Here is a 25437-nt window from a genome sequence, read left to right on the forward strand (position 1 = left end):
CATGATCCGTGAAATCCTGAAGATGGGCGACGAGCGCCTGCTGCGCATAGCCCCGCCGGTGCCCGCCGAGATGCTCGACAGCCCGGAGCTGTGGCAACTGATCGACGACATGTTCCAGACCATGGAAAGCGTCGGCGGTGTTGGCCTGGCCGCGCCGCAGATCGGCGTCGACCTGCAACTGGTGATCTTCGGCTTCGAGCACAGCGAGCGTTACCCGGACGCCGAAGCCGTGCCGCAGACGATCCTGATCAATCCGCTGATCACGCCGCTCAGTCCGCTGATGGAAGAGGGCTTTGAAGGCTGCCTGTCGGTACCCGGCCTGCGCGGCGCGGTGGATCGTTATCAGCAGATCCGCTACGAAGGTATCGACCCGAAAGGGCAGCCGATCGTGCGCGTGGCCTCGGGATTCCATGCGCGGGTGGTGCAGCACGAGTGCGATCACCTGATCGGGCGGCTGTACCCGTCGCGCATCACCGATTTCAGCAAGTTCGGTTTTACCGAAGTGATGTTCCCGGATCTCGATCCCAACGCTGACGATTGATCAGCCAGTGCGCGGAGCCAGTTCCATGGCAATCATCGGCTTGCTCCGCGCATAACGGCTCAGGCGCTCGGCCATCGCCTGGGGCAGGGCGGGGTCGAAGGTGAAGCCGCGCCGCTCGTAGAAACTACGCAGGTCCGGATGGCAGAACAGCCACACCGGCGTCTCCACATCTTTCACCGCCGCCGCGATCAACTGCGCGGCAATGCCTTGTTCGCGGCAGGCCGGATCAACGAACAACCCGGTCAGCCAATGCCCGCCGAACACCGGCCGCAGGCACAGCGCAGCCACGATCTCCTCGCGCCGCGCCACCCACAATTGCGCCTCGCGTACCGCTTTCATCGACGATTGATGCTGGCGGTAGAACTTGTTCATCAAAGGCCAGGACAGGTCGTCGAGCTGGCTGTAACGGGTGTCGGTCATGAATCGGACTGCCGGTGCAAAAGTCGCGGATTATAAAACAACGTACTCGCCGGGATAGGTGTATACCTGATCTCACATCCCCTTCAGAGGAGTACGCGTCATGTCCAAAGGTATGGATGCGAAGAAAGCTGCGAAGAAGAAACCGGCCAAGACCGCCATCGAGAAACGCCACGAGAAAAGGGCGAAAAAAGTCGATATTTTTGGCCATTGATACCGTTCCACGGGAGCCCGCTTTTCGGGCTCCTTTCTTCTCTGCAAAAAATAATCTGCAAGATTTCCCGCTGGTGTTGCACAGAACGATCAGACCTTCGTTCCGAGCCACGCCATGCCCCACTATTTCGACGATGCCCATCGCCAACAGATCGAAACCCTGCGTCAACGCTTCACCGCCCGTACCGACTGGCCGACCTGGCTGCTGCTGATCGGCGTATACGGCGGCTGGTTCGCGATTGTGCTGGGCAGCGAACGGCTGGGCCTCTGGTGGAGCACGTTGCTGCTGATTCCGTTGCTGGTGTTGTGGCTGTCGGTGCAGCACGAGTTGCTCCATGGGCATCCGACACGCTGGATCTGGGTTAACAAAATCCTCGGCTATGCGCCGTTCGCCGTGTGGTATCCGTACACCCTCTATCGCGACAGCCATCTGCAGCACCATCGCGACGAAGACCTGACGATCCCTGGCCTCGACCCCGAAAGCCGCTACCTGAGCGCCGACGGCTGGCAAGGCAGCTCGCTGTTCGAACGCAGCCTGCACTGGCTGAACAAGACCGTGCTCGGCCGATTCATCCTCGGCGCACCGCTGGCCTTGCTGGCGCTGGCCGATGAAGAACTGCAACGCCTGAAAAACGCTGAACACCAGGCTCGGCTGATGTGGCTGACCCACGGTGCCCTGACTGTGCTGATGCTGGTGTTCATCGCCCGCTACAGCGTATTGCCGGTCTGGCATTACCTGCTGCTGATCAGCATCCCGGCGCTGTCGATTGCGATGGTCCGCTCTTACTATGAACACCGGCCGCACACACAACCGGAGCAACGCACCGTGCTCAACGAAGCCGGGTGGCCATGGCGTTGGCTGTTCCTGAACCTGAATTTCCATCTGGTGCACCACGATCTGCCGAAGCTGGCGTGGTATGACTTGCCCAAGGCCTACCGCATGCGTCGCGAGCAATGGATCGAACGCAGCGGCGGATTTCTGGTGCAGGGTTATGGGCAATTGTGGCGCCGGCACGGCATCAAGCCGATCGACAGTCCGCAGCATCCATTCATTTGAGGTCAGCATGTCGTCAGGTTACGCAGAGCTGTTGATGTACATCGCCCCCGAGCCGATCCGCGCGGCGAACGAACAGTGGCTGGCGCGGATTCTCGATCACCTGGGCCATTCGCGGCTCAGTGCCGAAGGCTTGTCGCTGCCGGAGCTCTGGCTGTCGCCGCAGTTGCTGCTGGCCCAGACCTGCGGCTATCCGCTGATGACCGCGTTGCGTGGGCAGGTCAGGCTTGTCGGCCGTCCGCGCTACGAATTGCCGGACGCCACGGCCGGCAATCATTGCAGCCTGATCCTTGCCCGCGCCGATGATCCGCGCCGCAGTCTGGCGGAGTTCTTTGACAGTCGCGGGGTGATCAACAGCGAAGACTCCAACAGCGGCATGAACCTGTTGCGCCAGCGCCTGGCACCGTTGCAGCGGGACGGGCGGTTTTTCGCTTCGGTCGGTCTCAGTGGCGGTCATCGCGAGAGCCTGCGCTGGTTGCGCGAAGACCGCGCCGATCTGGCGGCCATCGACAGCGTGACCTTTGCGTACCTGGCGCAGCACGCTGCTGAAGAGGTCAGTGGGTTGCGGGTGGTGGGGCGCAGTGCGTTCAGCCCGACCTTGCCCTTCATCACCGCTGCCCGCACGACGGACCAGCAGATCGAGCAACTGCGCCGGGCCATGAACCGCAGCCTGCAAGACTTGCCGGATGTGGCCCGTGTCCTCGGTTTGCCCGAAGTCCTGCCGGCCAGCGAAAGCGATTACCAGGTCCTGCTGGATTACCAGCGCGAGGCCGAAGAACTGGGTTATGGCCGCTTGCGCTAGCGGCCACGGTTAATTCACAAATGGAATATAAAAATTCTTTTTAAGTATTTATAACGCATAAGGCACCTTGCTAGGATCGCGCCACCGGACGACCGGACATTCAGCGACCCTTGACCAAGGAGCCCCCATGTCCGGCGCCGACTCATCCCATCGCAATCATGTGAACACGTTGTTTCGCGACCATTACCAATGGTTGTGCACACGCCTGCGTCGGCAATCGAACGATGCAGCCAGCGCCGAAGACATCGCCGCCGAGACATTCGCGCAACTGCTCGAAGCGCCAGGCCTGACCGCCATCCGCGAACCCCGCGCCTTGCTTACCACCATCGCCCAACGCTTGCTGTACGAGCGTTGGAGGCGGGGTGATCTGGAGCGTCGGCATCTGCAACAACTGCAACAGAGTGACCTCGATCACGGGCCGTCCCCCGAAGAACTGGCCGACTTGTCGCAAAGCCTCAAGCATCTGGACCGGACGCTCCAGCGCCTGCCGGGCAAAGTGCGCTCGACCTTTCTGCTGGCCCGCATCGACGGCCTGACCTACCCGCAAATCGCCGCCGAACTGGGTATCTCCCAGCGTTCGGTGAGCCTGTACATGACCCGTTCCCAGGCCCTGTGCAACCGCCACAGCGCCAACCAAACCCTGATTTCCTCCCAGAACAAGAGGTCCGCATGAGATCGATCAAAACCCTGCTCGGCAGTTCGCTGCTGGCCCTGACCCTGACGGCCGGCCACGTTGTCGCTGCGGAAACAAAAGCGCCGATCCACTTCGGTGACATCACCTGGGAAAGCGGCAGTTTCATCACCGAGGTGTTGCGCCTGATTGTCGAAAAAGGCTACGGCTACCCGACCGATACGCTGCCGGGCAGCACCGTCAGCCTCGAAGCGGCGCTGGCGAAAAACGACATTCAAGTGATCGGCGAAGAGTGGGCCGGGCGTAGTCCGGCGTGGGTAAAGGCCGCTGCCGAAGGCAAGGTATTCGGCCTCGGCGATACGGTGAAGGGCGCCACCGAAGGCTGGTGGGTGCCGGAGTACGTGATCAAGGGCGACCCCGAGCGCGGGATCAAACCGCTGGCGCCGGAGCTGAAATCCGTGGCCGACCTGCCGCGCTACAAGGATGTATTCAAAGACCCGGAAGACCCGAGCCGTGGGCGTTTCCTCAACAGCCCGACCGGCTGGACCTCGGAAATCGTCAACAGCCAGAAGCTCAAGGCCTATGCGCTCAACGACAGCTTCGTCAACTTCCGCACCGGCTCCGGTGCGGCGCTGGATGCCGAGGTGGCGTCGTCGATCAAGCGCGGCAAACCGGTGCTGTTCTACTACTGGTCGCCGACGCCGTTGCTCGGTCGCTTCAAACTGGTGAAGCTGGAAGAGCCGCCGTTCGACGCCGAAGCCTGGAAAACCCTGGCCGACGCCAACAACCCTAACCCGAAAGGCACCCGCTCGATGCCGGCGAGCCTGGCGATTGGCGTGTCGGCACCGTTCAAGGCGCAGTACCCGGAACTGGTGACGTTCTTTGAGAAAGTCGATTTGCCGATCGATCTGCTGAACCAGACCCTGGCCGGGATGAGCGAGAAACGTCAGCAGCCACGTCAGGTCGCCGAAGCATTTCTGCGCGATCAACCACAAGTCTGGAAACCATGGGTACCGGGTGAGGTGGCGAATAAAGTCAGCGGCAGTCTGTAGTTCTTTTCCGATTATCGTGTCGTTTCAAAAGTTGCCATTGCGAGTCGGTCGCAATGGCAACAAACAACCCGCCCGCTGAACCGATTCTTGTCCGTTTTTTGTCCTTAATCCCCGAGGTACTGGCCGACTAGTGGCCTTGCGCAAGGCTTTGCGCTGTCTATGCTCACACGTAACTAACTATGTCGACCGCCATCCAAAGCGCCTCGACGGCAATCGGTTAGCCGAGAACAAAGCTGCCAGAGTGCGCAATCCAAGGCACCGACACTTAACCGGCAAGGAGCATGTTTTTTAAATGGAAGTTCTTCTACACGTTAGGAATGGCCCGTTCGCGGGCTATCAAGAGAAGGATGTCTTGATTAGAGCGTCGCTGCATGGACTCTTTGATTAATCATCGTTTATCACCTGACAACTTCCTCCCGTGGAGGAATGCGTGTGCCTGTTCTGTGGAACGTAGTGGTGGATTCTGAAAGACCTGAACTTTCATCAAATCAAAAGACCGCGCTCAAGGTGATAGAGACATGTTCAACCTACATCACAAGGCTGACCTGCAGGAAATCGAACGCTTCAGCTGTGCCCTGACCGAAGCCAACGCCAAGCTGGAGGCGATCAGCCGTTCGATGGCGATGATCGAATTCACCCCCGACGGCATCGTGCTGGATGCCAATGACAACTTCTGCAAGACCATGGGCTACAGCGCCGAGGAAGTACGGGGCAAACATCACCGGATCTTTTGTGAGGAAGAGTTTTACCGCAGCGAGGAGTACGCCAAGTTGTGGCGTGACCTGGCCCGTGGCGAACCGCTCAGCGGGACATTTCTGCGCCTGAACAAGCGTGGCCAGGAGATCTGGCTGGAAGCGAGTTACATGCCGGTGTACGGCCCGGACAAACAGGTTCGAAGTGTGATCAAAGTGGCGTCGGACATTACCGCGCGAGTGAACAAGGAAAAAGAAGAGGAAAGCATGCTCGCCGCCATCAGCCGTTCGATGGCGGTGATCGAGTTCACCCCGGAAGGTAATGTGATCTCGGCCAACGATAACTTCCTCAAGACCATGCAGTACTCGCTCAACGAAATTGTCGGCCATCACCACAGTCTGTTCTGTCACCGTGCCGAAGCCGAGTCGGCGCAATACAAAGCGTTCTGGGCCTCGCTCAATCGCGGCGAATATCACTCGCACCGTTTCGAACGCAAGAACAAGTCCGGGCAGACCGTTTACCTTGAAGCCTCGTATAACCCGTTGTTCGATGCCAAGGGCCGGTTGTACAAAGTGGTGAAGTTCGCCAGCGACATCACCCACCAGATGACCACCTTGCAGACCGCTGCGGAATCGGCCCACAGCACCTCGGTACAAAATGACGCCTGCGCGCAAAAAGGCTCACAGGTCGTGCAGCAAACGGTGCAGATCATTCAGGACATTTCCCGCGACCTCAACGAAGCGGCCCTGAGCATCGATGCGGTCAGCAAGCAGTCGGACATCATCGGCACCATCGTCCAGACCATTCGCGGGATTGCCGACCAGACCAACCTGCTGGCACTCAACGCGGCCATCGAAGCGGCGCGGGCGGGTGAGCACGGACGTGGTTTTGCGGTGGTGGCGGATGAAGTGCGCAGCCTCGCGGCGCGGACCAGTCAGGCGACGCTGGAGATTGTCGATGTGGTGCGCAAGAACCACGAGTTGTCACTGAGTGCGGTGTCGAGCATGCAGTCGAGCCTGAGCCGCACCGGGCTCGGGGTGGAACTGGCGAACGAGGCTGGGGACGCGATCCGCGAGATTCAGCAGGGCTCGCGGCACGTGGTGGATGCGATCAGCCAGTTCAACGAGACGTTGCAGTTGAACTGACGGTTTCACGGCTGAAAAAAAGGATCCCTCGGGATCCTTTTTTCATTGCGCTGCGGGTCAGAGCGAAGCGAGGAACTTGTCAGCCGACTGGTCGCTGAGCTTGACCGAGTTGGCGTCCTGCTTGTTCTGCTTCTCGGCTTCGGCCAGCTTCATCTTGTCCTGCAGGCGATCGGCGATCTCTTTGCCGATGGCCAGTTGTTTCTCCGGTGGCATGGCTTTGATGTCGTCCTCGGTCAGACCCATTTCCTTCAGGATGCTGTCGCGCAGGCGCTGTTCCGGCGACTTGCTCATGTAGTCCTTGAATTCGTCCGTGGCGGAAGTGCCGGCGGTCTTGGTCTGTGAAGCGTCAGAGGTCTGCAGGCCGACGCGGGTCTTGGCGAACGCCTCATCGACGTTGTCGCTGATGCGCGTGGCTTCGCTGACTTGCTGGGTGGCGAGTTGCGTGGCCGAGGTTTGCACCTGATTGGTGGCGTCGGTGGTTTGCGCCTGCGCCTGGTTTTGCAGGGTTTGCAGCATGGCGCCGTGAAGCCCGCCTTGCAGACCGGCCGCCGCCGTGGCGGTTGCGTCATCGGTGATGCGCTTGGGCAGATGAATCAGATCCGCTTGTTTCGAGCTGACCAACATGATGGAGGACCTTGTGGTAATTGCTGTCGGCGGTAAAGCAGCAATTACCGTGCCGTCAGAATAAGTCCCGTGAATTCAGCAGGTTAATGAATTTCCAGTTTTCAGAAGCGGTCATCCTTTGCCGTCCGGCGGCAGAAGATGACCGTTGCCCGTCAGCGATGGGCGATGTTTTCCAGCGCCAGGTTGCGGGTTCGAGGACCGAAGTAGCCGATGGTCAACATCACGATCAGCATGCTGGCAACGATGAATGCCAACACGCCCGGCGTGCCGAAGTGGTCGAGGAACAGACCGATCAACAGGCTGCTGAACACCGTCGACAAGCGACTGAACGAATAACAGAACCCCACCGCCCGGGCGCGGATGTTGGTGGGGAACAGTTCGCTCTGATAGGAGTGATAACTGAAGCTCAGCCAGGCATTGCAGAAGGTGATCATCACCCCGCAGAAGATCAGGCCGAAGGCGCTGGTCTGCAACGCGAACAAGGTGCCGAAAGTCATGGCGCCGAGGGCCGAGCCGACGATCTGCCATTTGTTCTCGAAGCGGTTGGCGAATTTGACGAACAGCAGCGGCCCGAGCGGGTAGGCGAGGGTGATGATGAACGCATACATCAGGCTGTGAGTGACACCCACGCCCTGACCGGACAGCAGCGCCGGCAGCCAGTTGCCGAACCCGAAGAAGCCGATGGCCTGGAAGATGTGGAAGACGATCAGCATCAAGGCCCGACGACGGTAGGGCGGTTGCCAGATATCGGCAAAACGGCCCTTGCCTTCGACGTCCACGGCTACCGCTTCCGGTGCGTCCAGTGGCTGACGATGATCCTTCTCGCAGCGTGCCTCGATACCGTCGAGAATCCGGTTCGCCTCATCGAACCGACCGTGCTGGGCCAGCCAGCGCGGCGACTCCGGCAAACGCTTGCGCAGCCACCAGATGAACAATGCAAACACCGCACTCGCCAACACCACCCAGCGCCAGCCGGAAATTCCGAACGGCACCTGCGGCACCAGCCACCACGACATCAGCGCCACCGCCGGCACCGACAGAAACTGCACGAAAAACGCGAAGGCGAACGCTGAACTGCGCATGCGCTTGGGCACCAGTTCCGAGAGGTAGGCGTCGATGGTCACCAGTTCGATGCCGAGGCCGATGCCCACCAGAAAACGCATGCAGATGATCCCCAACGCCGAACTCTGTACGCCCATCAGCACCGTGGCCACGGTGTACCAGACCAGCGCGAAGGTGAAGATTGCCCGCCGCCCGAAGCGATCCGCCAACGGACTGAGCAGACTGGCGCCGAGAAACAGGCCGAGGAAGGTTGCCGAGGCAAATGCGGCCTGATCGGAGAAACCGAACACGCCCTGATTGCCGGTGGCGAAGATGCCGTCACGGATCAGACCGGGGCTGATGTAGGCGGTCTGGAACAGGTCGTAGAGTTCGAAGAAACCACCGATCGACAGCAGCGCCACCAGCCGCCAGATCGTGGCGACTGCCGGCAGGCGGTCGATGCGGGCGGAAATCTGTGCGGCGCGTATCGGGTCGATGCCGTCGCGTTGCGCGGCGGCGGGGGCGTGTGCAGTCATGGGCCGATCCATTTTTTTATGATGGAAAATCTTAGCCTGCTATCGGAAATCAAGGATTGCTTATATCGGCGGCTTACGCAGGAAAACCGCCGATTTCTTGCAATATCCGCTCACCCATCAGCGATTCATGCTGCGGGTGCCGGATCCGGCAGCGCCGAGGCCGGCAAACCGAACACCTTATCGAACAGCCAGTTGAAGGCGAAGGTGTAGCAGGGGATGAACACGATCAGCGCCAGATCCAGCAGGAAGGCCTGCACCAGACTGATATTCATCCACCAGGCGATCAGCGGAATCAGGAACACGATCAGCGTCAGCTGGAAACCGACGGCGTGGGCGATGCGCCGTTTGACCGTGCGGGTGCGCGAGACCTGACGGCTTTCCCAGCGCTCGAACAGCGAGGTGTAGATGAAGTTCCAGGTCACGGCGATGGTGGTGATGATCACCGCCAGTGGGCCGGTGCTGCCGGGCGAGGTGCCGGACAACAACGCCAGGCCGAGGGCCGAGAAGGTCATGCCGATCACTTCATAGAGCGACACGTAGACCAGTTTGCGTTTGACGCCTTGCATGGGGAATTGCCTCTTTCTTGCGACTTGTGGCCAACGGGGCTGGCGAAGGCGACGAAAGATAGCTTCAATAGCGATGACAGAAAAAGTCAGATGCTTTCAGTTTTATTGACAGGTGTGTGAAGTGAATTTCAACAGCGAAAGCATCGAACTGTTTCTCGCCGTAATTGAGCGCGGCTCGTTTTCCGCCGCTGCCAGGGCGTTGGGCAAAGTCCCGTCAGCGGTGAGCATGGCCATCGGCAATCTGGAGGCCGAACTCGGCTATCCCTTGTTCGATCGCAGCCACCGCGAACCGCAACCCACGGCAATGGCGCTGTCGCTGGTGCCCCATGCGCGACTGATCGCCGATCAGCTCAAGCAATTGCAGGTGCACGCGGTGCAGTTGTCGCTGGGGCTGGAGAGCAAGTTGTCGATTGGCGTGGCGACGGATATCGATCGCCGACGGTTGTTGGCGGCCATCAAGGAAATCAGTGAGCGCCATCCGCTACTCGACATCGAAGTACTCACCGCGCCGCAGGACGACGTGCTGGCGATGCTCCACAGCGGCCGGATCAGCGTGTGCCTGGCGTTCGCCGGGTTGAGCGTGAACGTGCTGGAGCGCTTTCAGTTTGTCGGCAGCGAGCGGATGATCGCCACGCTGGCGGCGGACAGTCCGCTGTTGCAGGGGCAGGATCTGTTTCTCGAAGATCTGGTGCATGTGCGGCAGATCGTGGTCGGCAGTCGCGACTTGCCGATCAGCGAAACCCGGCCGCTGGTGGCTGAATCCCACTGGCGCACCGACAGTCTGGAGACGGCGCTGGAGATGGTCGAGGCAGGGTTGGGCTGGGGCAATTTCCCGTTGTCGGTGGTGCAGCCGTGGCTCGATAGCGGACGATTGAAACGGCTGAATTTCCGCAACATCGAAAACGGCCTGGTACTGCCGGTGCACGCGGTGTGGCTCAAGAGCCAGCCGTTGCAGAAGGGCGCGCTGGCTCTTGTGGAGTTGCTGGGCGGCTGATTCAGGTGCTTTCGCGGATTTTCAGTTCGAAGCCCATGTCCTCCACCGGCCGCGCCACGCTGTTGCCGGCCATCAGCGTCAGCATCTGCTCCGCCGCACGCCGGCCGATGGCCTCGCGCGGGGTGTTGATGCTGCTCAGGCGCGGCACCATGTGCTCCGACATCGGCAGGTCATTGAAGCCGAGGATCGCCACTTGCTCGGGGATCCTGATCCCGTTGCGCAGGGCTTCGAGCAGGGCGCCCTGGGCCAGGTCGTCGTTGCCGAAGAAGATCGCATCGACGTCCGGATGCGCCGCCAGCAGTTGCAGGAACAACTCGCCACCCAGGCCTACGGACGATGAACGCGGGGTCAGCACCTCCAGATCCGGGTCGTAGCGACCGGCCTTCTGCAACGCCTTGCGAAAGCCTTCACCGCGCAGCAGGGTGCGCTGATCTAGCTGCGCGCCGATGTACGCCAGACGCTTGCGGCCACGGGACAGCAAGTGCTCGGCGGCGGTTTCCCCGGCGCTGAGCTGGGAGAAGCCGACGCAGTTCACCCCGGCGGCGCTGTCCAGTTCCATCATGTACACGCAGGGAATGTTGCTGGCCTCGATCATCCGCCGCGAGGTTTCGGTGCGGTCGAAGCCCGTCAACAGCAAACCCCGTGGCTGATAGGCCATGTAGTTGCGCAGCAGGTTTTCTTCTTCATCGCGAGAGTAGTGGAAGTTGCCGATCAGCACTTCGAAGCCCTTGGGCGTGAGCACCCGATGAATGGCCTCCAAGGTGTCGATGAACAACAGGTTGGCCAGCGAAGGCACCAGCACAACCACCGAATGGCTCTGGGCCGAGGCCAGGGCACGGGCGGCGGGGTTGACCACATAGTTGAGTTCCAGCGCGGCTTTCTGGACTTTTTCCACCAGTTCGGTGGCAACGGTGCTGACCCCGCGCAAGGCGCGAGAAGCGGTAATCGGGCTGACGCCGGCCAGCCGGGCGACTTCATTGAGGGTGGGACGGCCGGTGGTGCGGGTGTTTTTATCGTTTTTAGGGGTGGTCATCGGGCGGCTTGCCAAACAAAAATCAAGGCACTAAGGTAGCGCTGTCCTTATGCAGCTGCAAATGCGTGAGCGAGGTCCTGCCTGATCCTCGCTTTTTGGCGTTGGGACAAAACCTGCTGCAACCCAAAAAAACGACAAGAAGGCGTCGGCAACTTCTGCCTGTGCACTAGAGTCATAGCTAGCAAAGGTAGCGCTGTCTGCGCGCTGAGGTGTTACATGAATCATCCCATCACCGCCCTGGTCATCATGGGCGTTGCCGGTTGCGGCAAGACGTGCGTCAGCGAGGCCCTGTGCCAATTGAGCGGCGCCACTGCCATTGAAGGCGATACTTTCCATCCGGCCGCGAACATCGAAAAGATGAGCGCGGGGATCCCCCTGAACGACGAAGACCGCGCCGGCTGGCTCGACAGCCTGTGCGATGAGCTGCGTCGTGTTGACGCTCTGGGCGAACGCCCGGTGCTGACCTGCTCGGCCCTCAAGCACAGTTACCGCGAAGTGTTGCGCAGTGCCTTGCCAGGCCTGGGCTTCGTGTTCCTCGAATTGACGCCTGAAGTCGCCGCCGAACGTGTGTCCCACCGTCCGGGCCACTTCATGCCGGCCACCTTGATCGAAAGCCAGTTCGCCACCCTCGAATCGCCCAAGGGCGAACCGTTGACCCTGGCCCTGAATGCTTCGATCCACAGCGTTGAAGAACTGGCGTCGCAAGCCCACGTCTGGTGGCAGGCCCATGGCCTGAAACAGGCGGTATGAGTGTGATTGTGAAGATAGCGCTGTCCTTTCGACTTCTGATTAACCCGCTTTAATAACAACAACAAACCAGGAGACACCCCCAATGTTTGGCATGTCCCATGACGCCTACCTACTGCTTGATGCAGTGGTCACGGTGATCGGGCTTATCGTCCTGATCACCAAGTTCAAGATTCACCCCTTCATTGCCCTGACCATCGCCGCCGCGTTCCTCGGCCTGACGTCCGGCATGCCGATCGGCACCATCATCAAGGCGTTCCAGGACGGCTTCGGTGGCGTGCTCGGTTTCGTCGGCATCATCCTCGCGCTGGGCACCATGCTCGGCAAGATGATGGCCGAATCCGGCGGTGCCGATCAGATCGCCCAGACCCTGATCCGCGCGTTCGGCAAAGAGCGCGTGCAGTGGGCCATGATGTTCGCCGCGTTCCTGGTGGGCATTCCGCTGTTCTTCGAAATCGGCTTTGTATTGTTGATTCCGCTGGTGTTCATCGTGGCTCGCCGCACCGGCGTGTCGATCATCAAGATCGGTATTCCGCTGCTCGCCGGCCTGTCCGCCGTGCACGGTCTGGTTCCACCGCATCCGGGCCCGCTGCTGGCCATCGGCGTGTTCGGTGCCGACATCGGCAAGACCATTCTCTACGGTCTGATCGTCGCGCTGCCGACCGCCATCATTGCCGGTCCGATCTTCGGTACGTTCATCGCCAAGCACATTCCGGGCACGCCGAATCAGGAACTGGTCGATCAACTGGCCCGTGAAACCGATTCGACCAAGCTGCCAAGCTTCGGCATCACCCTGGTCACCGTGCTGCTGCCGGTGTTCCTGATGCTGCTGAAAACCTTCGCCGACGTGGCGCTGCCGGACGGTCATTTCTTCCGCACCTGGATGGACATGATCGGTCACCCGATTTCGGCGCTGCTGCTGGCACTGCTGCTGTCGCTGTACACCTTCGGCCACAAGCAGGGCATCGGTTCCCAACAGATGCTCAAGTGGCTGGATGCGAGCCTGGCGCCTACCGCCGCGATCATCCTGATCATCGGTGCCGGCGGCGGCTTCAAGCAGATGCTGGTGACCAGCGGCGTGGGTGACGTGATCGGCCACATGGCGGTCAGCGCGCAGATCTCGCCGATCCTGTTGGCGTGGCTGGTAGCGGCGGTGATCCGCATCGCGACCGGTTCGGCCACCGTGGCGACCATCACTGGCGCGGGCATCGTGGTGCCCGTGGTCGGGATGATCCCGGGCGTAAACCGTGAGCTGCTGGTGCTGGCCACCGGTGCCGGTTCCCTGATCCTGTCCCACGTCAACGACGCCGGTTTCTGGCTGGTGAAGCAGTACTTCAACATGACCGTGGCCGAGACCTTCAAGACCTGGACCGCGATGGAAACCATCCTGTCGGTGGTTGGCCTGGGCTTCATTCTGTTGCTGTCGCTGTTCGTCTAAGGGCGAATCGCAGGCACAAAAAAACCGCAGCGATGCGGTTTTTTTGTGGGTGATGACTTTTCACGGAATCCACAAATCTTTGTGGGAGCGAGCTTGCTCGCGATAGCGGTGGTCCAGTCGACATCTTTGTTGCAGTGACGGCCTCATCGCGAGCAAGCTCGCTCCCACAGGTTTTGCGTCAACCGCTTGTTTTCGGTGCCAGGCCATCCGCCCGGAACATCCCGCGAATCCCGCGGACCGCCTGACGAATCCGGTCCTGGTTTTCGATCAGCGCGAAGCGCACGTGATCGTCGCCATACTCACCGAAACCGACACCCGGCGAGACGCAGACCTTGGCCTCGGCCAGCAGCTTCTTGGCGAACTCCAGCGAACCGAGGTGCGCGTAGGCTTCGGGAATCTTCGCCCAGACGTACATCGAGGCTTTCGGGTTCTCGACCATCCAGCCCAGTTCATGCAGCCCTTTGACCAGCACGTTGCGGCGCTGGCGATACTGCTCGGCGATGTCGCGCACACATTGCTGATCGCCTTCCAGCGCAGCAATCGCGGCCACCTGCAGCGGGGTGAAGGTGCCGTAGTCGTGGTAGCTCTTGATCCGCGCCAGGGCGCTGACCAGCTCCGGGTTGCCGACCATGAAACCGATGCGCCAGCCCGCCATGTTGTAGCTCTTGGACAGGGTGAAGAACTCCACCGCGATGTCCTTGGCGCCCGGCACCTGCATGATCGACGGGGCTTTCCAGCCGTCGTAGACGATGTCGGCATAGGCCAGGTCGTGCACCACCAGCACGTCGTACTGTTTGGCGAGGGCGATCACCCGCTCGAAGAAGTCCAGCTCCACGCACTGTGCGGTCGGGTTGGACGGGAAGCCGAGGATCATCATCTTCGGTTTCGGGATCGAGCCGCGAATCGCCCGTTCCAGCTCATCGAAGAAGTCCACGCCCGGCACCAGCGGTACCGACCGCACCTGGGCGCCGGCAATCACGGCACCGTAGATGTGAATCGGGTAGCTCGGGTTCGGCACCAGCACGGTATCGCCCTGATCCAGGGTCGCCAGCATCAGGTGCGCCAGGCCTTCCTTGGAACCGATGGTGACGATGGCTTCGCTTTCCGGGTCGATATCGACCTCGTAGCGGTCCTTGTACCAGTTGGAAATCGCCCGGCGCAGGCGCGGAATGCCTTTGGACGTGGAGTAACCGTGGGTGTCTTCGCGTTGTGCAACCTGCACCAGTTTTTCAACGATGTGCGGCGGCGTGGCGCCGTCGGGGTTGCCCATGCTCAAGTCGATGATGTCTTCGCCACGACGTCGGGCGGCCATCTTCAGCTCGGCAGTGATGTTGAAAACGTAAGGGGGGAGTCGATCTATGCGCGCAAAGCGGCGCGGCGAACCTTGTTCAGCCATTGTTGCCTCGGATAACGTAAGCGCCCGGAACCGTCCGAGCGACGCTGGTCACTGCGGTGACCTGTGGCGGAAGATAAGGGCAGCGATGGCAGACTGTCCAGCGTGCACGACAACAATTTTTCCCAAGGAAAACGGTTAATGGAATTCACCAGCGGCTTCTTGCTGAGCCTTTCGCTGTGCCTGGATATCGGCGTGGCCAACATCGCGATGATCACCCTGGCCATGCAACGCGGCTATTTTCAGGGCTTCGCTCTGGGCCTCGGCACCTGCGTCGGTGACCTGATCTACGCCGTTCTGGCCCTGGCCGGAATGACCGTTCTGCTGCAATACGAAACCGTGCGCTGGGTGCTGTGGATCGGCGGTTCGGCGCTGCTGATCTATTTCGCGGCGAAGATGATCTATTCGGCAATCCATCACGAGGCGCAGCTGGCGGCGACGGCCGAAGTCGGCCAGAACTCCCATCGCAAGGAATTCTTCCGCGGGATTTTTCTCGCCATGTCGTCGCCGAGCGCCATCCTCTGGTTCGCGGCCGTGGGCGGCACATTGATCGCCCGCTCCGGTGGCGGTGGACCTCTGAGTTCGGCGCTGTTCCTTGGCGGTTTCCTGTGTGCCGGGCTGCTGTGGTCGACGGGTTTGTGCTTCGCGGCGAGCCACGGCGGCAAACTGCTGGGCGACAAGCTGTTGCGCTATTCCTACATGGCATCTGCAGCGATCTTCTGCTATTTCGCAGTCTACGTGATCGTATCCGGCTATAACGAATTCGTCGGCTCCGGCGCCGCCGAGGCCATGCATACGCTGTAAATGTGCGAATCGGGTTTGGCTTCTATACTCCCAGCCGAACCCACTTTTTTCGTTCCAAGGAGTCGAGTCATGGATGAGCAAAAACGCGTCGAAGTGGCTGAACCTCGCTTCGAACATGGACACTTCCTGCTGATTGCAGGTTTTCGCGATCGCTTTACCAAAGAGACCGTCCAGGACATCCCTGCGCTGTGGGAAAAACTCATCCCGCACATCGGAAATATCCCGGGGCAGAAGGGCGAAGTGACCTACGGCGTGTGCAGCAATTTCGACGGCAACGGCGGTTTCGATTACATGGCCGGGGTCGAAATCCGCAAGCTGGACGACTTCCCGCAGGAAAAGTATCCGTGGATCGAAATCCTCCCGCGCCAGTACGCGGTGTTCGAGCACAAGGGTTCGCTCGACCTGCTGCCGCAGACCCTTGAGTACATCTACAAGACCTGGCTGCCGGCCTCCGAATACAAAGGGCTGAATGCCCCGGAGCTGGAACGCTACAGCGCCGATTTCAACCCGAAGCTCAAAACCGGCAAGCTGGAAATCTGCGTCCCGGTCGAAAAGAAAACCTGATGGGCAACCGGCAGCGCGAACCCGCTTCGCGCTGCCGTTCGAACCCTATTTGCCCTTGATCCGTCGTGCCCGCAACAGGTCGATGCCCAGGGTAATGAAGCCGAAGAAGCTGATGCCCAACACCATCAACAAACCGATTTCCACGCTGCTCATAAGCTGTTTCCCCTTCGGGTGATCAGAGACAGTGTTCAGGAATAGACCGTCCCGAATCCGAAGAAAAGCGCTTATACGCAGGCTTTACGCTGCCCGCGCGGATCGATATGAACACCTTATTCCTTTATCCTTGGCGTCCTTGTTTTCACTGATTTCGAGCCGCCATGAACACCGTCATCCGCCACGTCACCGCCGCCGACCTGGATCGCTGCTACGCCATCGAAACCCTCGCCTATGAAGGCGACGAAGCCGCGACCCGCGAGAAGATCGCCACGCGCATCGCCACCTGGCCGGACGGTTTCATCGTCGCGGAAGTGGACGGGCAGGTAGCCGGGTTCATCAACTCCGGTGCGGCGTTTGACGTGCAGATGTCCGACGAGGCGTTCAAGGAACTGATCGGCCACGACCCGGCCGGGCCGAACGTGGTGATCATGTCGGTGGTGGTGCACCCGGATTATCAGGGCCTGGGCCTGGCCAAGCGTCTGTTGGGCGAGTTCATCGAGCGCATGCGCGCCCAGGGCAAGGCGACGATTCACCTGATGTGCAAGGAACGACACATCCCGCTGTACGCCGGATTCGGTTTCGCCTACATCAAACCGTCCGAGTCCGACCACGGCGGGATGGCGTGGCACGAGATGATTCTGACGCTGTAAAAACCTCAGTAGAGCGTTTCACGTACCCGCGCCGGGGCCTCGCGATCATAGGCCTCAGCATCAAACTGCCCGTCGTTCAGCCGCTTGTGAAACGCACCCGCCGTCGGCAGTGCCGAGCGCGGCAGATGAGTTTGCGGATTCCACGCATCCGAACGCAAAAACGCTTTAGAGCAATGGAAAAACGCCGCGTCCACCGTCACCAGCAACACCGTACGCGCCGGTTTGCCGTTGACCGCGAAACTTTCCAGCAACTCCGGATCAGCGCTGATAGTTGCGGTGCCGTTGACCCGCAACGTCTCGCCAATCCCCGGAATGATGAACAGCAGCGACACCCGTGGATCGTGCAGCACGTTGCGCAAGGTATCGATGCGGTTGTTGCCCGGGCGATCCGGCAGGGCCAGGGTGCGTTCGTTGATGATTCGTACAAATCCCGGTGCGTCACCGCGCGGTGAGCCGTCAATGCCATCGGCGCCCACCGAGCTGACAATCACCAGCGGCGAGACCCGGACCATCGCCTGATAGTCCTCGTTGAGAAAGCCGATCTGCTTGCGCACTGCCCGCTCGTGGGGCAGTCCGTAAATGGCTTCCAGCGCTTCGATTGAATCGATCATCGTTGCTCCTTCGACGATTAGAAGAACAGGCCCATGCGGCGCTCGTAACCGATGCGCCCCTTGTACGCTTCGCCGCTGTCGACGAAGCCATATTTGGCGTACAGCGCAATCGCGGCGTCGTTGTCGGCGTCCACTGACAGTTCCAGCCCTTTGATTTCCGGCCAGGCCTGGCGCGCAACCTCCGGCAGCGCCAGCAGGCAAGCCTTGCCATAACCCTTGCCCTGAGCGCGGTGATCGACCTGCAATGCATGCAGGGTTGCGCTGTGCTCATCAGCCCAATCCGGCAACACCGGCGGGCGCTTGAGCAGCAGGAATGCCACCGGCACTTCCTCGGCGAGCAGCGCAAAACCTTTCACGCCGGGGCCGGGTTTCGACAGCAGGGTGTGCAGGGCGCCGTGGATGTCGCCGGAGAACTTGATCTGCTCGGCGTGGATTTCAATGGCCTCGACCTGTTGGCGTTGGGTGGCGTTCAGGCTTTCGTAAGGCACGAGTCGGGCTGACACGGGAATTTCCTTTTTCCTACAAAGATGAGTCCCGGATTCTAGCGATTTTGTCTTCTTCGGAATTTTTTTGTTTCAGCTGTCGATCCGCCCAGTCGCCGAACGACAAAGGGTGTCTTCACAACAAAAAACAGGGAGAAAACCCATGAGTACGCAAGCGCAGATTCAAGCCATCATCGACACCTACCGTCAGGCCGTCATGACCAAGGACGTGGAAAAGGTCATGACCCTGTACGCCGACGACATCCTCTCGTTCGATGCGATCAAGGCCCTGCAATTCAAGGGCAAGGAGGCCTACCGCGCCCATTGGATCGCCTGCATGGAAATGTGCCCCGGCCCGCACATCTTCGAGTTCCACGAAATCGCCATCGAGACAGGCGACAACATCGCCTTCGCCCACTGGGTCGCCAACTGCGGCGGCACCAATGACAAGGGCGAAACCCAGAGCTGCTGGATGCGCGCCACCGCCTGCTATCGGCTAATCGGTGGTACCTGGAAAATCGCCCACGAACACTGGTCGGCACCGTTCGATCCGATGACCGGCTCGACCCTGTTCGATGCGAAACCCTGATCTTCAGCCATAGTTGATCCGTCCGATTCAGGAGAACGCCATGAAGTATTTATGCCTGGTCTACAGCGATGAGCGCCTGCTGCATTCGTCGCCCGACAGCCCGGAAGACGCCGAGTGCTGGGCCTACGCCGAGTCGATCCAGGGCAGCGGCCGGATGGTCGCCGCCGAAGCGCTGGAGTCGGTGCAGACCGCCACCACGGTGCGCATGCGCAACGGCAAGTTGTCGATCACCGACGGCCCGTTCGCCGAGACCAAGGAGCAGTTGGCCGGTTTCTACCTGATCGACGCACGGGACCTCAACGAAGCGATTCAGGTCGCCGGCAACATTCCGGCGGCCCGGGTCGGCAGTGTCGAAGTGCGTCCCGTGCGGCAGTTGAATGTCTGAGGTCGCGGCCCGGGTCGCGCAGGTCTACCGCGAAGACTCGCGGCGGATCCTCGCGACCCTGATCCGTCTGCTTGGCGATTTCGACCTCGCCGAAGAAGCCTTGCACGAGGCGTTCTTCGTCGCGGTCGAGCGCTGGCAGCAGGATGGTGTGCCGGACAATCCACGGGCGTGGCTGGTGTCAACGGGGCGCTTCAAGGCCATCGACGTGTTGCGCCGCCGCGCACGGTTCAAGGCCTCGCAGCCGTTGCTGCTGGCGCAACTGGAAGAGCTGGAACAGTCCGAATGGGACGTTGAAGACGTGGAAGACGATCGCCTGCGCCTGATCTTCACCTGCTGCCACCCGGCGCTGGCGGCGGATGCGCAAGTGCCGCTGACCCTGCGCGAAGTCTGCGACCTCACCACCGAAGAAATCGCCCGTGCATTTCTCTCGGCCCCGGCGGCGATTGCCCAGCGCATCGTGCGCGCCAAGGCGAAGATCCGCGACGCGAAAATCCCCTATCAAGTCCCGAGCCTGAGCGAATTGCCCGAACGCCTCGACAGTGTGTTGCGGGTGATTTATCTGGTGTTCAACGAAGGCTACTCGGCGTCGGGCGGTGCCCAGGTGACCCGCGAGGATTTGACCCGAGAGGCGATTCGTCTCGGGCGTCTGCTGCTGGAGTTGTTGCCGGATCCGGAAGTCATGGGATTGTTGGCGTTGATGCTGTTGCATGAGTCGCGGCGTTCGGCGCGCTCATCGGCGGATGGGGAATTGATTCTGCTGGATGATCAGGATCGCGGATTGTGGAATGCCGAGCTGATTGCCGAAGGCTGCAATCTGGTGGAGCGGGCGCTGACCACCGGACGCTTCGGGCCCTACTGCCTGCAAGCGGCGATTGCGGCAGTGCACGCCGAAGCGCCGACAGCGGGGGAGACGGACTGGGAACAGATCGTCGGGCTGTATGACGTGTTGTTGCGGGCGGTGCCGTCGCCGGTGATCGAGTTGAACCGGGCGGTGGCGGTGGCCAAGCGTGATGGGGCGTTGGCGGGGTTGACCTTGATCGAAGGGATTCTGGAGCGCGGGGAATTGCAGGATTACCACCTGGCGCATTCGGCTCGGGCAGAGTTTTGTCGGCAGTTGGGGCGGGTTGAGGAGGCTCGGGCGGCTTATTCTCGAGCGCTGGAGTTGACGCGGCAGGAGCCGGAGCGGCGGTTTATTGAAGGGCGGCTTAAAGCACTGGAATGATCCGAAAGGATCGTTGGCAATATTGGCCTCTTCGCGGGCAAGCCCGCTCCCACAATTGGAATGCGATCAAATGTGGGAGCGGGCTTGCCCGCGAAGGGGCCATTTAGGTCTGTAACAATGGATCAGGCTTGCTGCCGCGTAGCAGCCATCACAATCTCCCGAATACAAACCCCCTGCGGCTGCCCATACGCATAGGCAATCGCCGTCGCCACATCCTCGGCACTCAGCACCGTTCCACCCATGTCCTGCTTCCACGCCTGATACCCGGTCTTGATCGCCTCATCCGTGGTGTGGCTCAACAACTCGGTCTCGACCGCCCCCGGCGCAATCGTGGTCACCCGCACGTTATGCGGCGACAGCTCTTCACGCAGGTTCTCCGACAACCCGTGCACCGCAAACTTGGTCCCGACGTACGCCACATGGTTCGGGAACGTCTTGCGCCCGGCCACCGAGCTGACGTTGATGATCGTGCCGTGCTTGCGCTCGATCATCCCGGTGACCACCGCGTGCACGCCATTGAGCAGGCCCTTCACGTTGACGTCGAGCATCTGGTCCCACTGCGCCGGGTCCTGTTTGCTCATTTCGCCCAACAGCATCACCCCGGCGTTGTTGATCAGCGCATCGGCCGGGCCGAACTGCGCTTCAGCCTCGGCCACAGCGGCCAGCAACGCGGCGCGGTCGGTGATGTCGACGCGGCGGCTGAGGGTGTTTGGCAGGGCCAGTGCTTCGAGGCGTTCGATACGGCGTGCCAGCAACAACAGCGGATGGCCGGCAGCGCTCAAGCGGCGGGCGGTGGCTTCGCCGATGCCCGAGCTGGCACCGGTGATGATGATCAATGGCTTGCTCATAGATGAACTCCTGAGATAAGAAAAACAAATAACCAGATTCGTGACGCAGTATATTTAGCCCGCTGTAGGCTGAAAAATGCCTTATTCCTCTGTCTGCCATCGGAATCTCCTATGGATATCCGTCATCTCAAAGCCTTCCTCGCCGTATTCGAGGAACGCAACATCACCGCCGCCGCGCAACGGCTGTTCATCAGTCAGCCCACGTTGTCGGTGACCATCAAGCAGCTGGAAGAAGAACTCGGCGCGACGTTGTTCGTGCGTCAGCCCCGTGGTGTGGAAGTCAGCGACGAAGCGCGGTTGCTGTACCCACAGGCACGGCGGATGGTGGCCGAGTCCGAGGCGTTGAGCCGGATGTTTCGCGGCCGCGAAAACCGCGCGCCGCTGACCCTCGGCATCGAGGGCGACATTGCCGCCAGTCACATCGAAGCCTTTGTGCGTATGGCCCATCAGGCGTTGCCCAATCTGCTGCTGACCCTGGAGGAAGGCTGTCACGGCGATGGTCGATTGGCGGTCGAGGAAATGTGCTGCGAGGACGAACTGTTCCTGCCGTTGTGGGAAGAGTCTTACGTGATGGCGCTGCCCCTCGATCACCCGATGGCCAACGCGCAGGCCGGCTGGGCGCCGATCGAGGACTGGATCACTTGTCCGCAGCATCCTTCGCATCAGCGGTTGATGGCGCTTTACGGACGTTCGCCGGAAGCGGTGGCGGGGCATGCCGGCTCACTGCAACAGGCGTTGCACATGGTGGCAGCGGGTGTCGGCGTGGCGATGTTGCCGCAGTCACTGGTCAGCGGGCATGCGCGCATCGTCGTGCGATCGCTGCACCTGCCGGCGCCGACCCGGCGGGTGGGGTTGTGCTATGCGGCGCAAGCGCTGGAATTGCCGACGATGCGCGGGTTGTATGAATACTTCCAGCACAACCGGCCTCCAGCCATTGCCGCTGCCTGAGTCTTCACTCAAGCATCTTGCTGAGCAACCAGCTCCCCGCCGGCCCCGGCGGGTACAGCCGCGACCACAGGGCATCGACGAATACCGGTTTAGGCCAGCCGCGCACGTTCAGTTCCACCAGCAAACCGTTGCCGAAACGCTCCACCAGCCAGCGCGGCAGCGGCGCCCAGCCGAAGCCTTTTTCGGCCATTTCCAGCAGCATCAGATAACTCGGCGCCGACCACACCCGGCCTTTGCCGCGACTGTCATAGGGATTGACGATGGTGGCCAGACGCAGCTCGCGGTGCTGTTCAAGGACTGTTTGATCGATGGATTCCTGCGTCGCCAATGGATGGTTTCGACCAACGAACAAGGCGATTTCAGTTCGTTCGGCGACGGTCGCGGTCGCCAGATCTGGCGGATAGTTGTCCTGCATCTCGGCGAATGCCAAATGCGCTCGCCCGCGTTGCACCAGTTCGATCAGGTCATCGCACTCGGCGATCAGGCATTCCAGCTCCAGATCCGGATAGCGCTGCTCGAAACCCACCAATGCGGCTTCGAAACGGTCGGACTGATAAGTGTCGGAAATCGCCACCGTAAGTTTCGGCTCGACACCCTGGGCCAATTGCCGGGCGGTCATTTCCAGGCGGCTGGTGGCCGCCAGAATCGCCTCGGCCCGTTGCAGCATCACGTGCCCGGCCGGGGTCAGGGTTGGTTTGCGGCTGCTGCGGTCGAACAGCACCAGGTCCAGGTCGATCTCCAGACTGGCGACGGCCGCACTGACGGTGGACTGACTGCGCCCGAGTTTGCGCGCCGCTGCCGAAAAAGAACCTTGAGTAGCCGCTTGGACAAACGCCAGCAACACTTCCTGAGAAGCCATGAACTATCGCCTTGATCGATGGTTATTGGTTATGAAGTATCGGTTCGGTGCTGGATCATGGCAACCATCTTCACAGAGGACTTCGGTCATGACTGCCAACAAATCCATCACTGAACGTATCTTCCAGGCCATCGGTTTCGAACTGCTGGCGATCCTGATCTGTACGCCGTTGCTGGCGTGGATCATGGGTAAACCGCTGGTCGAAATGGGCGCCGTCACCATGGCCATCGCGTTGCTGGCCCTGGGCTGGAACGTGGTGTTCAACGGCTTCTTCGACCGTCTGCTCAAACGCTGGAACATCGCCCACAACGCCTGGGTGCGGGTGGCGCATGCGCTGCTGTTCGAGGGCGGGCTGATCGTGATGGGCGTGCCGCTGATTGCCTGGTGGCTGTCGGTCAGCCTGTGGCAGGCGTTCCTGCTCGACATCGGTGTGCTGCTGTTCTTCCTGCCGTACACCTACATCTACCACTGGGGTTATGACGTGGTGCGCGAGCGGCTGGTGATGCGCAACGCTTGCCAGAGCTGAAAACAAAAAATCGCCGCCTGTGAGGGCTGCGATTTTTTTTGTCCGGACTTTGTTCGGGCTTACAGGAACATCCCGCCCGACGCTTCAATCCGCTGACCGTTGATCCACTGCGCCCCCGGCGATAGCAGCAGCGCCAGTGCACCGCCAATGTCATCCGGCTGCCCGGCACGGCCCAGCGCGGTGTTGCTGGCGACCATCGCATTCAGCGCCGAATTGTCGCGCACCGCGCCGCCGCCGAAGTCGGTTTCGATGGCGCCGGGTGCCAGGATATTCACGGCGATCTGCCGCGCACCCAGTTCCTTGGCCTGATAACGGGTCAGCACTTCCATCGCGCCTTTCATCGCCGCGTAGGCGGCGTAACCCGGCAGGGTGAAGCGGGCCAGACCGCTGGAGATGTTGATGATCCGCCCGCCATCGTTGATCAGCGGCAGCAGCTGTTGGGTCAGGAAAAACGGCCCTTTCAACTGCACATTCATCAGCAGGTCGAACTGCTCCGGCGTGGTGTCGGCGAAGGAGGCATGTACACCAATCCCGGCGTTGTTGATCAGAAAATCGAAGCGCGGCTGTCCGAGCTGTTGCAGCGCTTGTTCGACCCGCACGGCGAAATCGGCAAAACCTTCGCTGCGACCGACGTCCAGTTGCAGCATCACGGCGTTGGCGCCGAGTGTTTTCAGTTCCTCGACCAGCGATTGTGCTTCATCGGCGCGGCTGTTGTAGGTGCCGATGATGTCCACGCCTTGGGCGGCGAGGTGCAGGGCGGCGTTCTTGCCGAGGCCACGGCTGGCACCGGTGATCAATGCGATTTTGCGGTTCATGGGATTTCCTCGAGAGCAGTGACGGTTGATGCAGCAAAGTTTATTTATCCGCCATGGGGTGATAAACAGACTGAAACCGGAATCACTGGTCGGTCATACCGAACAATCAACAGGTGGCCCATGAACAAACTGGAATTGCTGCGCACCTTCGTTCGGGTCAGCGAACTGTCGAGTTTCACGATGGCGGGGGAGAGTCTCGGGCTGCCGCGCTCGACGGTGTCCGAGCAGGTGCAAGCACTGGAAACCCTGCTCGGCACGCGTCTGCTGCAACGCACCACGCGCCGGGTGCAGGCGACTCAGGACGGCCTCGCGCTGTATGAGCGCAGCAAGGATCTGCTGTCGCACATGGACGAAATCGAGAACCTGTTCCGTCAGGACGAAGCGTCGCTGACCGGGCGGATTCGGGTCGACATGCCGAACATTCTGTCGCGGCGGCTGATCATGCCGAAGCTGCCGGAGTTCATGGCCCGGCATCCGAACCTGGAGCTGGAAATCAGCAGCACCGATCGCCGGGTCGACCTGCTCGCCGAAGGCTTCGATTGCGTGGTGCGCATCGGTGCGCAGCCCGACCAATCGGTGGTCGCACGGCATCTGGGGGATTTCAGCATGATCAACTGCGCCAGCCCTGCGTATCTTGAGCGCTACGGCGTGCCGCAGACACTGGAAGATCTGGCGCAGCATCGGCTGGTGCATTACGTCGGAGTGCTGGGTTCGCGATCGGAAGGGTTTGTCTACGAGCAGGACGGGCAGGTCCATCGCGTGCCGATGGCCGGCAGCGTGACGGTCAACAGCACCGATGCCTACGAGTCGGCGTGTCTTGGGGGATTCGGTCTGATCCAGGTGCCGCGTACCGGGATGAATACCTACCTGGACACCGGAGAGGTGGTGACGGTGCTGCCGCAATACACCGCGCCGGCGATGGGCATTTCACTGCTGTACGCGAGGCAGCGGCATCTGCCGTTGCGGGTGCGGGTGTTCATGGACTGGCTGGGGGAGTTGATTCGTTCGACGCTCTGATTCCTGCCGAAAATCCCTGTGGGAGCAAAGGCTCTCACAGG

General features: G+C 60.9%; 28 protein-coding genes and 2 pseudogenes. 19 read left to right on the top strand and 11 right to left on the bottom strand.

The window, feature by feature from the left end:
- Position 1 precedes the first annotated feature (1 nt).
- Positions 2–541, top strand: coding sequence for a peptide deformylase (gene def / locus CAG02_RS14500; protein ID WP_085709667.1), 540 nt, complete (start codon positions 2–4; stop codon positions 539–541).
- Here the strand turns inward: def and CAG02_RS14505 are convergent, their stop codons facing one another.
- The gene (locus CAG02_RS14505) at positions 542–961 is read right to left on the bottom strand and encodes a GNAT family N-acetyltransferase (protein ID WP_085709668.1); all 420 of its coding nucleotides are present in this window, start codon (positions 959–961) and stop codon (positions 542–544) included. It lies immediately after the preceding gene.
- A 325-nt stretch (positions 962–1286) separates the two neighbouring features.
- Here CAG02_RS14505 and CAG02_RS14510 point away from each other — a divergent pair, with 325 nt between their 5' ends.
- The 6 genes and pseudogenes from CAG02_RS14510 to CAG02_RS30225 form a co-directional block, all read left to right on the top strand.
- Positions 1287–2228, top strand: a complete 942-nt coding sequence (locus CAG02_RS14510; protein WP_085709669.1) for a fatty acid desaturase — start codon at positions 1287–1289, stop codon at positions 2226–2228.
- Positions 2229–2235: 7 nt separating this feature from the next.
- Positions 2236–3027 carry a phosphate/phosphite/phosphonate ABC transporter substrate-binding protein gene (locus CAG02_RS14515; protein ID WP_085709670.1) on the top strand — a complete coding sequence of 264 codons (792 nt, stop codon included), beginning with the start codon at positions 2236–2238 and terminating at the stop codon, positions 3025–3027.
- Between the two features lie 127 nt (positions 3028–3154).
- Positions 3155–3700, top strand: coding sequence for a sigma-70 family RNA polymerase sigma factor (locus CAG02_RS14520; RefSeq protein ID WP_085709671.1), 546 nt, complete (start codon positions 3155–3157; stop codon positions 3698–3700).
- A complete protein-coding gene (locus CAG02_RS14525) occupies positions 3697–4710 on the top strand; it encodes an ABC transporter substrate-binding protein (protein WP_085709672.1) in 1014 nt (337 codons plus the stop codon). Before CAG02_RS14520 ends, CAG02_RS14525 begins: the two co-directional genes overlap by 4 nt.
- Positions 4711–5228: 518 nt before the next feature.
- Positions 5229–5999 (top strand): annotated as a pseudogene (locus CAG02_RS30220) (PAS domain-containing protein); the annotation flags it as partial.
- Positions 6000–6119: 120 nt separating this feature from the next.
- Positions 6120–6548: pseudogene (locus CAG02_RS30225) on the top strand (methyl-accepting chemotaxis protein); the annotation flags it as partial.
- 57 nt (positions 6549–6605) lie between these two features.
- On the opposite strand, the gene CAG02_RS14540 reads toward CAG02_RS30225, so the two are convergent.
- From CAG02_RS14540 to CAG02_RS14550, 3 genes are all read right to left on the bottom strand, one after another.
- Positions 6606–7172: a hypothetical protein gene (locus CAG02_RS14540; RefSeq protein WP_085709674.1), complete on the bottom strand. Its 567-nt coding sequence runs from the start codon at positions 7170–7172 to the stop codon at positions 6606–6608.
- Positions 7173–7324: 152 nt separating this feature from the next.
- The gene (locus CAG02_RS14545; protein ID WP_085709675.1) at positions 7325–8749 is read right to left on the bottom strand and encodes an MFS transporter; all 1425 of its coding nucleotides are present in this window, start codon (positions 8747–8749) and stop codon (positions 7325–7327) included.
- Between the two features lie 125 nt (positions 8750–8874).
- Complete coding sequence (locus CAG02_RS14550; protein WP_085709676.1) at positions 8875–9315, bottom strand: PACE efflux transporter; 441 nt, start codon at positions 9313–9315, stop codon at positions 8875–8877.
- 121 nt (positions 9316–9436) lie between these two features.
- Here CAG02_RS14550 and CAG02_RS14555 point away from each other — a divergent pair, with 121 nt between their 5' ends.
- Positions 9437–10309, top strand: a complete 873-nt coding sequence (locus CAG02_RS14555) for a LysR family transcriptional regulator (protein WP_085709677.1) — start codon at positions 9437–9439, stop codon at positions 10307–10309.
- Between the two features lies 1 nt (position 10310).
- Here CAG02_RS14555 and CAG02_RS14560 read toward each other — a convergent pair whose 3' ends face one another.
- Positions 10311–11342 (bottom strand): LacI family DNA-binding transcriptional regulator, encoded by a 1032-nt coding sequence (locus CAG02_RS14560; RefSeq protein WP_065259320.1) that lies wholly within the window; start codon positions 11340–11342, stop codon positions 10311–10313.
- A 216-nt stretch (positions 11343–11558) separates the two neighbouring features.
- Here CAG02_RS14560 and CAG02_RS14565 point away from each other — a divergent pair, with 216 nt between their 5' ends.
- Both CAG02_RS14565 and CAG02_RS14570 read left to right on the top strand, forming a co-directional pair.
- Entirely contained in the window at positions 11559–12092 is a 534-nt protein-coding gene (locus CAG02_RS14565; protein WP_064598881.1) for a gluconokinase, read from the top strand.
- 82 nt (positions 12093–12174) lie between these two features.
- Positions 12175–13527 (top strand): GntP family permease, encoded by a 1353-nt coding sequence (locus tag CAG02_RS14570; protein WP_085709678.1) that lies wholly within the window; start codon positions 12175–12177, stop codon positions 13525–13527.
- 178 nt (positions 13528–13705) lie between these two features.
- On the opposite strand, the gene alaC is transcribed toward CAG02_RS14570, so the two are convergent.
- Entirely contained in the window at positions 13706–14923 is a 1218-nt protein-coding gene (gene alaC / locus CAG02_RS14575; RefSeq protein WP_085709679.1) for an alanine transaminase, read from the bottom strand.
- Positions 14924–15061: 138 nt separating this feature from the next.
- On the opposite strand from alaC, the gene CAG02_RS14580 reads away from it, so the two are divergent.
- The 3 genes from CAG02_RS14580 (at position 15062) to CAG02_RS14590 (ending at position 17094) form a co-directional block, all read left to right on the top strand.
- Positions 15062–15724: a LysE family translocator gene (locus tag CAG02_RS14580; RefSeq protein WP_085709680.1), complete on the top strand. Its 663-nt coding sequence runs from the start codon at positions 15062–15064 to the stop codon at positions 15722–15724.
- A 69-nt stretch (positions 15725–15793) separates the two neighbouring features.
- Positions 15794–16288 carry a GyrI-like domain-containing protein gene (locus CAG02_RS14585; protein ID WP_085709681.1) on the top strand — a complete coding sequence of 165 codons (495 nt, stop codon included), beginning with the start codon at positions 15794–15796 and terminating at the stop codon, positions 16286–16288.
- A 317-nt stretch (positions 16289–16605) separates the two neighbouring features.
- Positions 16606–17094 carry a GNAT family N-acetyltransferase gene (locus CAG02_RS14590; RefSeq protein WP_085709682.1) on the top strand — a complete coding sequence of 163 codons (489 nt, stop codon included), beginning with the start codon at positions 16606–16608 and terminating at the stop codon, positions 17092–17094.
- A gap of 5 nt (positions 17095–17099) precedes the next feature.
- Here CAG02_RS14590 and CAG02_RS14595 read toward each other — a convergent pair whose 3' ends face one another.
- Both CAG02_RS14595 and CAG02_RS14600 read right to left on the bottom strand, forming a co-directional pair.
- Entirely contained in the window at positions 17100–17705 is a 606-nt protein-coding gene (locus CAG02_RS14595) for a pyridoxamine 5'-phosphate oxidase family protein (protein WP_085709683.1), read from the bottom strand.
- A gap of 17 nt (positions 17706–17722) precedes the next feature.
- Positions 17723–18208 (bottom strand): N-acetyltransferase, encoded by a 486-nt coding sequence (locus tag CAG02_RS14600; RefSeq protein WP_085709684.1) that lies wholly within the window; start codon positions 18206–18208, stop codon positions 17723–17725.
- Positions 18209–18350: 142 nt separating this feature from the next.
- Between CAG02_RS14600 and CAG02_RS14605 the strand changes: the two genes are divergently transcribed.
- The 3 genes from CAG02_RS14605 to CAG02_RS14615 are packed head-to-tail and all read left to right on the top strand — an operon-like array spanning position 18351 to position 20383.
- Entirely contained in the window at positions 18351–18776 is a 426-nt protein-coding gene (locus CAG02_RS14605) for a nuclear transport factor 2 family protein (protein ID WP_085709685.1), read from the top strand.
- A 40-nt stretch (positions 18777–18816) separates the two neighbouring features.
- Positions 18817–19161, top strand: a complete 345-nt coding sequence (locus CAG02_RS14610; RefSeq protein ID WP_007951101.1) for a YciI family protein — start codon at positions 18817–18819, stop codon at positions 19159–19161.
- Positions 19154–20383, top strand: coding sequence for an RNA polymerase sigma factor (locus CAG02_RS14615; protein WP_085709686.1), 1230 nt, complete (start codon positions 19154–19156; stop codon positions 20381–20383). Before CAG02_RS14610 ends, CAG02_RS14615 begins: the two co-directional genes overlap by 8 nt.
- A 122-nt stretch (positions 20384–20505) precedes the next feature.
- On the opposite strand, the gene CAG02_RS14620 is transcribed toward CAG02_RS14615, so the two are convergent.
- Positions 20506–21231: an SDR family oxidoreductase gene (locus CAG02_RS14620; protein WP_085709687.1), complete on the bottom strand. Its 726-nt coding sequence runs from the start codon at positions 21229–21231 to the stop codon at positions 20506–20508.
- Positions 21232–21342: 111 nt separating this feature from the next.
- Here CAG02_RS14620 and CAG02_RS14625 point away from each other — a divergent pair, with 111 nt between their 5' ends.
- Positions 21343–22179, top strand: a complete 837-nt coding sequence (locus tag CAG02_RS14625; protein ID WP_085709688.1) for a LysR family transcriptional regulator — start codon at positions 21343–21345, stop codon at positions 22177–22179.
- 4 nt (positions 22180–22183) lie between these two features.
- Here the strand turns inward: CAG02_RS14625 and CAG02_RS14630 are convergent, their stop codons facing one another.
- Positions 22184–23038 (bottom strand): LysR family transcriptional regulator, encoded by an 855-nt coding sequence (locus CAG02_RS14630; RefSeq protein WP_085709689.1) that lies wholly within the window; start codon positions 23036–23038, stop codon positions 22184–22186.
- An 88-nt stretch (positions 23039–23126) separates the two neighbouring features.
- Here CAG02_RS14630 and CAG02_RS14635 point away from each other — a divergent pair, with 88 nt between their 5' ends.
- The gene (locus tag CAG02_RS14635) at positions 23127–23564 is read left to right on the top strand and encodes a multidrug/biocide efflux PACE transporter (RefSeq protein WP_085709690.1); all 438 of its coding nucleotides are present in this window, start codon (positions 23127–23129) and stop codon (positions 23562–23564) included.
- A gap of 59 nt (positions 23565–23623) precedes the next feature.
- On the opposite strand, the gene CAG02_RS14640 is transcribed toward CAG02_RS14635, so the two are convergent.
- The gene (locus tag CAG02_RS14640) at positions 23624–24379 is read right to left on the bottom strand and encodes an SDR family NAD(P)-dependent oxidoreductase (RefSeq protein WP_085709691.1); all 756 of its coding nucleotides are present in this window, start codon (positions 24377–24379) and stop codon (positions 23624–23626) included.
- Positions 24380–24499: 120 nt separating this feature from the next.
- On the opposite strand from CAG02_RS14640, the gene CAG02_RS14645 reads away from it, so the two are divergent.
- Positions 24500–25396 carry a LysR family transcriptional regulator gene (locus CAG02_RS14645; protein WP_085709692.1) on the top strand — a complete coding sequence of 299 codons (897 nt, stop codon included), beginning with the start codon at positions 24500–24502 and terminating at the stop codon, positions 25394–25396.
- Positions 25397–25437 lie beyond the last annotated feature (41 nt).

The sequence above is a fragment of the Pseudomonas sp. R43(2017) genome (assembly GCF_002112345.1).
Taxonomy (GTDB): Bacteria; Pseudomonadota; Gammaproteobacteria; order Pseudomonadales; family Pseudomonadaceae; genus Aquipseudomonas; species Aquipseudomonas kribbensis.

Coding starts and splice junctions, on each gene's coding strand:
- CAG02_RS14545 (WP_085709675.1), bottom strand. CDS start 8,749: ATGACTGCACACGCCCCCGCCGCCGCGCAACGCGACGGCATCGACCCG.
- def (WP_085709667.1), top strand. CDS start 2: ATGATCCGTGAAATCCTGAAGATGGGCGACGAGCGCCTGCTGCGCATA.
- CAG02_RS14540 (WP_085709674.1), bottom strand. CDS start 7,172: ATGTTGGTCAGCTCGAAACAAGCGGATCTGATTCATCTGCCCAAGCGC.
- CAG02_RS14560 (WP_065259320.1), bottom strand. CDS start 11,342: ATGACCACCCCTAAAAACGATAAAAACACCCGCACCACCGGCCGTCCC.
- CAG02_RS14605 (WP_085709685.1), top strand. CDS start 18,351: ATGAGTACGCAAGCGCAGATTCAAGCCATCATCGACACCTACCGTCAG.
- CAG02_RS14505 (WP_085709668.1), bottom strand. CDS start 961: ATGACCGACACCCGTTACAGCCAGCTCGACGACCTGTCCTGGCCTTTG.
- CAG02_RS14615 (WP_085709686.1), top strand. CDS start 19,154: ATGTCTGAGGTCGCGGCCCGGGTCGCGCAGGTCTACCGCGAAGACTCG.
- CAG02_RS14645 (WP_085709692.1), top strand. CDS start 24,500: ATGAACAAACTGGAATTGCTGCGCACCTTCGTTCGGGTCAGCGAACTG.
- CAG02_RS14590 (WP_085709682.1), top strand. CDS start 16,606: ATGAACACCGTCATCCGCCACGTCACCGCCGCCGACCTGGATCGCTGC.
- CAG02_RS14585 (WP_085709681.1), top strand. CDS start 15,794: ATGGATGAGCAAAAACGCGTCGAAGTGGCTGAACCTCGCTTCGAACAT.
- CAG02_RS14595 (WP_085709683.1), bottom strand. CDS start 17,705: ATGATCGATTCAATCGAAGCGCTGGAAGCCATTTACGGACTGCCCCAC.
- CAG02_RS14635 (WP_085709690.1), top strand. CDS start 23,127: ATGACTGCCAACAAATCCATCACTGAACGTATCTTCCAGGCCATCGGT.
- CAG02_RS14625 (WP_085709688.1), top strand. CDS start 21,343: ATGGATATCCGTCATCTCAAAGCCTTCCTCGCCGTATTCGAGGAACGC.
- CAG02_RS14580 (WP_085709680.1), top strand. CDS start 15,062: ATGGAATTCACCAGCGGCTTCTTGCTGAGCCTTTCGCTGTGCCTGGAT.
- CAG02_RS14630 (WP_085709689.1), bottom strand. CDS start 23,038: ATGGCTTCTCAGGAAGTGTTGCTGGCGTTTGTCCAAGCGGCTACTCAA.
- CAG02_RS14640 (WP_085709691.1), bottom strand. CDS start 24,379: ATGAACCGCAAAATCGCATTGATCACCGGTGCCAGCCGTGGCCTCGGC.
- alaC (WP_085709679.1), bottom strand. CDS start 14,923: ATGGCTGAACAAGGTTCGCCGCGCCGCTTTGCGCGCATAGATCGACTC.
- CAG02_RS14515 (WP_085709670.1), top strand. CDS start 2,236: ATGTCGTCAGGTTACGCAGAGCTGTTGATGTACATCGCCCCCGAGCCG.
- CAG02_RS14620 (WP_085709687.1), bottom strand. CDS start 21,231: ATGAGCAAGCCATTGATCATCATCACCGGTGCCAGCTCGGGCATCGGC.
- CAG02_RS14520 (WP_085709671.1), top strand. CDS start 3,155: ATGTCCGGCGCCGACTCATCCCATCGCAATCATGTGAACACGTTGTTT.
- CAG02_RS14510 (WP_085709669.1), top strand. CDS start 1,287: ATGCCCCACTATTTCGACGATGCCCATCGCCAACAGATCGAAACCCTG.
- CAG02_RS14570 (WP_085709678.1), top strand. CDS start 12,175: ATGTTTGGCATGTCCCATGACGCCTACCTACTGCTTGATGCAGTGGTC.
- CAG02_RS14565 (WP_064598881.1), top strand. CDS start 11,559: ATGAATCATCCCATCACCGCCCTGGTCATCATGGGCGTTGCCGGTTGC.
- CAG02_RS14550 (WP_085709676.1), bottom strand. CDS start 9,315: ATGCAAGGCGTCAAACGCAAACTGGTCTACGTGTCGCTCTATGAAGTG.
- CAG02_RS14610 (WP_007951101.1), top strand. CDS start 18,817: ATGAAGTATTTATGCCTGGTCTACAGCGATGAGCGCCTGCTGCATTCG.
- CAG02_RS14525 (WP_085709672.1), top strand. CDS start 3,697: ATGAGATCGATCAAAACCCTGCTCGGCAGTTCGCTGCTGGCCCTGACC.